This window comes from Prevotella sp. 885 (genome assembly GCF_002265625.1).
GTDB lineage: Bacteria > Bacteroidota > Bacteroidia > Bacteroidales > Bacteroidaceae > Prevotella.
The window spans coordinates 1-5199 of sequence record NZ_NOVE01000090.1; the positions used below are offsets into that span (position 1 = coordinate 1).

Sequence of the window (5199 nt, forward strand, 5' to 3'; positions counted from 1 at the left end):
CGATATCGAAATTGTCTAGTATTTCTTTGGGAAGAACTAGACGGGCTAATTGTTCAAGCATGTTCATAATGCAAAGATACAAAATACTATGAAATAAAAAACACCCCCAGTACTTTTCCGCTGACCCCTACGATATCCACACACTTTTTCCAGTGGTCCGATATATGACATATAAAATGAATGAAATCAAGTGAAACCAAGTGAAAATACGAAAATCGTAAGTAGCTGATAATCAACATTCTTTTCATTCAGAAGGAAAGCGGCTCACAAATAGCACGTCAGTACTTAACCGATTGAGAATCAACGACATTCATTATTTGCGTGGGAAAATGAAAGGCGTAGAAAAGGGCTTAAAAAGATACTTGAAAAAAGTAGGAAAGTAGGACTAAAAAGCACTGAATATCAGATAATTAAGGAGATAAAAATCCTTACATTTTAGTCCGGCTTTCATACGGCTCAAACATACATTAAACAACTGATACTCAGTTGATTACGTATGGTGCATCGGAAAGTAACCCCCTGGACAGCTCTAAAACAAACATTTTTATAACTGCTTGCAAGCCACCTACTTAGGTGGCTTTTTTCGTCTTAACACATTCCATTTGCATTTCTCATATTTGGTACCCAAATCTACCATTGTAAGGATTATACTAACATTTACGATTGGCATAATTACCACCAAATACCTCAAGTATTGTCTTGCAATAGTAACGCTTTTAGACTGTAAAAGCGGCGCTATGAGGGCAATTTGGGTGTCTTTGATGGGTGGCAAAGGTGGCTTTGATGCCGGAAAAACCATAAAAACAGCTTTTTGATTCTCTAGAATTGATTTTCATTTTGTAACAGGTTTTTACCTCTTGTACGATATTTGCATGGCGGACATAAAGACATTTTTTGACAAGAATACATTGGCATGTGATATCCAGTCTGCTGCACCAACAAAAAACAAGCAGTATAAATCCATTTCTGAATATAGTTTGTATCTTTGCAGTTGAAAGCAAAACAAGACATTGCATATTAGAGCATGAAGAAGATATTATTCCTACACGGATTCTTCGCCACGGGCAGCTGTCCGATGGCGAGAGCCTTGAAAGAGGCGTTTGAGGGGACGGCTGTAGTGCTGACTCCCGACCTCCCTTTGCACCCCAAGGAAGCATTGAAGGAGATTCGGTCCATAATCGACCGGGAGCAGCCCGACTTGCTTCTGGGCAACAGCTGCGGCTCATTCCTCGCCCAGATGCTGGCTCCTGTGGTGGGCATTCCTGCCCTGCTCGGCAATCCGTATTTCATGATGACGGAGTTTCTGAAGGAGCGAATCGGCGAGCATGAATACAAGGCACCGAGAAGGGACGGCAATCAGCGGCTGGTGATTGACGAGGCGCTGATAGAGGAGTTTGCAGAGCTGGAAACCGTGCAGTTCGACAATTGCAACCCATATTATAAGGATCGTGTGTGGGGACTTTTTGGTGAGCAGGACACCCTGGCTCACTTCTCCCCTCTCTTCCTGGAGCACTACAATCAAGCCTTCCATTTCCCTGGCGGTCATACGCCTACTGAACAGGAGGTAAAGACATGGTACGCTCCCCTTGCCCAGAAAATGTTGATGGAGTTTTCTGCAAACTTTTAATCATTTCACAGAAATTGATAAATAAAAGAATAATCTTATGCACATAATAGGAAACTTACTTTGGTGGCTCTTCGGAGGTCTCGAAGCTGCCATCGGTTATTTCACAGGAAGTCTGGCTCTTGCATGTACTATCATCGGCATTCCTTGGGGAAAACAGCATTTCAAGATGGCTGGGCTTTCGCTCGCACCATTCGGCAAGGATGTGGAGTTGGGATTTTAAAACCATAAGACGATGCACAAGAAATTCAAATACGGCATTCCAGCCATTCTGATGATACAGATTGCGCTGATGACGTATTTACATATGAATCTTTGAAAACAAATAGTTTGAAGAAAATGATGGCAAGAAGATTCTCATTCTCGCTGGCAAGGCTCAGCCTAAGATTATCAGAAAGGATAAATTGAATGAATTGATAATAATAAAATAAAGAACGAAGCTTATGAATTTTCCAGAAATATATTCAGCAACAGGCATGATGGAACTGATTCAGAAAATCGGCTTCCTCCCTCTCCTTGATAGCGGCATTGAAGGCTTCTCTGCCGAAGACATCGTGGCAGAGGATTGCCGATATGTAACTTTCCCTGAAGGCGGTTGGGACTGGCCGTTGTGGAAATGGAAGGGCGAAATCGTGCAGGAAATGCCGTGTATGTACGGAAAGTTCTTCAACAAGAAAGCGGGATTCATCAGCCAGGAATGGTGGCCGGACTTCTGCAACTACAGAAGAAGCAAGTTCCCTCGCCCTGATGAAGAATCGATAGAAGGAGCCATTCTCAGCACGCTTCAATCTACAGGCAGTCTCATCACAAGAGAACTTCGGGCAGCCTGCGGTTTCACGGGAAAGGGAATGAGAAGCAAGTTTGACGGTTATCTCACCCGACTGGAAATGGCAACTTACATCGTGACCGAGGATTTCATCTATCCTCGCGACAAGCACAATCATGAATATGGCTGGGGATGGTCGCTGCTCAACACTCCCGAAGATCTCTATGGCAGGGAGGCTTGCCAATGCAACCGAACTCCAGAAGAGTCTCAACAGAGGATTTTCGAGCATCTGAAAGAAATCCTGCCTGATGCTTCGGATAAACAGATTATTAAATTAATTGGATAAAAATGAGAAAGGAATCAAGAGCAATGGATAGTGAGTGGGCTTTGGAAATAATGCACAAGGCTCCGTATATAACGGTCAGTTTTATTGACGAAGAAGGCAAGCCTTATGGTTTACCCCTGTCACTCGCATCAGATGATGATGTGAATTGGTATTTTCATGGTGCCTTGGAAGGCAAGAAGTTGGAGGCCATCAAGACTCATCCCGAGGTTTGCCTTTCAGCCGTAACACGTTGTGCGCCTACGGTTGGTCCGAAGGACGGCAGTTTCACCCTGCAATTCAAATCAGCCATCGCATTCGGCAAGGCTGAAATAGTGACCGAGGATGCAGAGAAGATTCATGGTCTCCGACTGATCTGTGAGCGTTTCCTTCCTCACCACATGGATGCTTTCGACCAGAGCATCGCCCGTTCCCTATCACGCACGGCTGTAGTTCGCATCACACTTACTGAGCCTCCAACCGGCAAGCGCAAGCAGTATGATAAGGAGGGCGTGGAAATGAAATATGGCAGAATGGAATAACGAACATTAAAACATATAGATTATGAAGAAGATAAAATTAAGCAATGGCGTGGAAATGCCGCAACTGGGTTATGGTGTTTATCAGGTGGAACCTGATCCAACCCTACCCTCACCCAGATTGGCGAGAAATATGGCAAGACTGCCGCTCAAGTAGCTTGCGCTGACTGTTGCAGAGCGACGTAATCATCATCCCGAAGACTGTTCACAAGGAACGAATGCAGGAGAATCTGAATATCTTCGACTTTGAACTTGATGCTGAGGACATGCAGGCGATTGCCAAGCTCGACACCGCCCACAGCCTCTTCCTCGACCATCATAGCGGAGAAACAACCAAGCAGTTTATGGAGTGGAGAGCTGTGGTGAAACCTACAGAATAGAAGAAACGTGTTCGCATAGAAAATTCATGGCATGGCATTTGCAATTAACAGACTACCACTAAGCCCTTTTGCCAAAAGTTATTATTAATCTAAATTAAAATTTATGGAAAAGACTGAATTATTTGTTTGCAGATGTCATGATGTCAGCCATCAGATGGTTTTAGGGACTCTTGAACCCACAGAAGACGAGGTACGCGTTGTTTATGGAAGTTTCCATCTTGTTCATCTTGAATTTTGGGATAAACTGAAAAGCGCTACTAAATATCTCTTTGGCAGAAAGCGTAAGGATGGTGATTTTGACGCGTTGCTGTTACGCCCCGAGGATGCCGACAGACTGGAATGGTTTGCCAACTTTTTGGATAGAGGCGTATCGGCTACAGACAAGACTACCGCTCCTTTTCATTTCACATTCTGCAGCAACGAGAATGTGTATGACGTGGCTCTTGAAGCTTATCAAGATACACTCAACGACGGAAGCATTCAGACCGAGTACGAGATGTCGGTATGTGTGTTCCTTAAGCCCGGCAACATCTTATACAGACTCTATCGCGCCGCCAAATATCTATCCGGCTACCGCTCCTGCTACGGCGACTTCGACTCCTTTGAGTTCTTGACGGCTGACGCTGCGAAGCTTCATCGTATGGTGAGCGGATTGAGGGCATGTTAGGTTTATGTGACAAGCCACCAAATACAATCCAACTTATTCTATCTACGGCAGAGCCATTTATCATTTTTGACTTTGCCGTAGTAATTATATATTATGTGAACAATAATTGTTAATTATGACAATATCGTTGTATTGATTCAAGAATGTATTTAGCCTTTTCTTCGTTTATATATAAATAAGGTCCCCCTATTGGAATAACGTCAAAAAAGCGTTTAGCAATTCCTGAGTAAACAACTTTTTTATCTTGAATAATTCCTACAGTCCACTCGTAATCTATTGAACAAATTATTGGCTTTTTATTTCTTCGAAAATTCAAAGACCAACTATATTTAGGTTGTGAGTTAATATCAGCATAACTATTGCCCCATACCACAAACCTAACATTCGCATTACGGTTCTGTCTTCTTGTATCTACCAAAGTCTTAACCATGGATACTTCGTCAGTTTCTTTCTCCTCTTTCTTTTTAACAAACCCCATCGATTTGCCTAATTTATATGACTCGGTGCATACATTCCACAATTCAGCAACCAAACACCCTCGTTTTTGATAATGTTCGATAGCACTCTTATGCAGGAATGATGCCAAGCCCATTCTCAAAAAGTCAGGTTTAACACATACCGCATCGAAGGTTATTCTTATACATTCTTCACTTGGTGGAATGAATGTGAGAAATGCCACTGCTTTGCCTTCATATCTAAGCACAAAGACTTTCTTCTCCTTAAAAGCATCAAGTATAAAACCGTTAAGATTATGATAAAGGGCATACCCATAAAGTTCTTTATGATTTTCAAAAGCGTCTTTCAGCCACTCTGAAATATCTTTAAAATCAGTCATTGTCGCCTTCTTTATTAAACGAAAGCGACTTAGCGGTATCTTTATAATTTCTTCAGCCATATTCAT

General features: G+C 42.7%; 8 protein-coding genes. 7 read left to right on the top strand and 1 reads right to left on the bottom strand.

Going from position 1 to position 5199, the window contains the following annotated elements:
• Positions 1-1024 precede the first annotated feature (1024 nt).
• The 7 genes from CHL74_RS14740 (at position 1025) to CHL74_RS14765 (ending at position 4298) form a co-directional block, all read left to right on the top strand.
• Positions 1025-1627, top strand: coding sequence for a YqiA/YcfP family alpha/beta fold hydrolase (locus tag CHL74_RS14740; protein ID WP_094881936.1), 603 nt, complete (start codon positions 1025-1027; stop codon positions 1625-1627).
• Positions 1628-1664: 37 nt separating this feature from the next.
• On the top strand, positions 1665-1847 hold the full coding sequence (locus tag CHL74_RS14745) for a YccF domain-containing protein (protein WP_094881937.1): 183 nt from the start codon (positions 1665-1667) through the stop codon (positions 1845-1847).
• 220 nt (positions 1848-2067) lie between these two features.
• Complete coding sequence (locus CHL74_RS14750; protein ID WP_094881938.1) at positions 2068-2736, top strand: AlkZ-related protein; 669 nt, start codon at positions 2068-2070, stop codon at positions 2734-2736.
• 2 nt (positions 2737-2738) lie between these two features.
• Complete coding sequence (locus CHL74_RS14755) at positions 2739-3254, top strand: pyridoxamine 5'-phosphate oxidase family protein (RefSeq protein WP_094881939.1); 516 nt, start codon at positions 2739-2741, stop codon at positions 3252-3254.
• Positions 3255-3276: 22 nt separating this feature from the next.
• On the top strand, positions 3277-3408 hold the full coding sequence (locus CHL74_RS16480; protein WP_254923343.1) for a hypothetical protein: 132 nt from the start codon (positions 3277-3279) through the stop codon (positions 3406-3408).
• Positions 3409-3421: 13 nt separating this feature from the next.
• A complete protein-coding gene (locus CHL74_RS14760) occupies positions 3422-3631 on the top strand; it encodes a hypothetical protein (protein WP_094881940.1) in 210 nt (69 codons plus the stop codon).
• Between the two features lie 103 nt (positions 3632-3734).
• Positions 3735-4298, top strand: coding sequence for a hypothetical protein (locus tag CHL74_RS14765; protein ID WP_094881941.1), 564 nt, complete (start codon positions 3735-3737; stop codon positions 4296-4298).
• Between the two features lie 109 nt (positions 4299-4407).
• Here CHL74_RS14765 and CHL74_RS14770 read toward each other — a convergent pair.
• On the bottom strand, positions 4408-5199 hold a 792-nt coding region (locus tag CHL74_RS14770; protein WP_094881942.1), incomplete at its 5' end, for a GNAT family N-acetyltransferase.

Bases quoted from the DNA above. Each gene is read 5' to 3' on its own strand.
- CHL74_RS14755 (WP_094881939.1), top strand. From the start codon at position 2,739: ATGAGAAAGGAATCAAGAGCAATGGATAGTGAGTGGGCTTTGGAAATA.
- CHL74_RS16480 (WP_254923343.1), top strand. From the start codon at position 3,277: ATGAAGAAGATAAAATTAAGCAATGGCGTGGAAATGCCGCAACTGGGT.
- CHL74_RS14740 (WP_094881936.1), top strand. From the start codon at position 1,025: ATGAAGAAGATATTATTCCTACACGGATTCTTCGCCACGGGCAGCTGT.
- CHL74_RS14765 (WP_094881941.1), top strand. From the start codon at position 3,735: ATGGAAAAGACTGAATTATTTGTTTGCAGATGTCATGATGTCAGCCAT.
- CHL74_RS14745 (WP_094881937.1), top strand. From the start codon at position 1,665: ATGCACATAATAGGAAACTTACTTTGGTGGCTCTTCGGAGGTCTCGAA.
- CHL74_RS14750 (WP_094881938.1), top strand. From the start codon at position 2,068: ATGAATTTTCCAGAAATATATTCAGCAACAGGCATGATGGAACTGATT.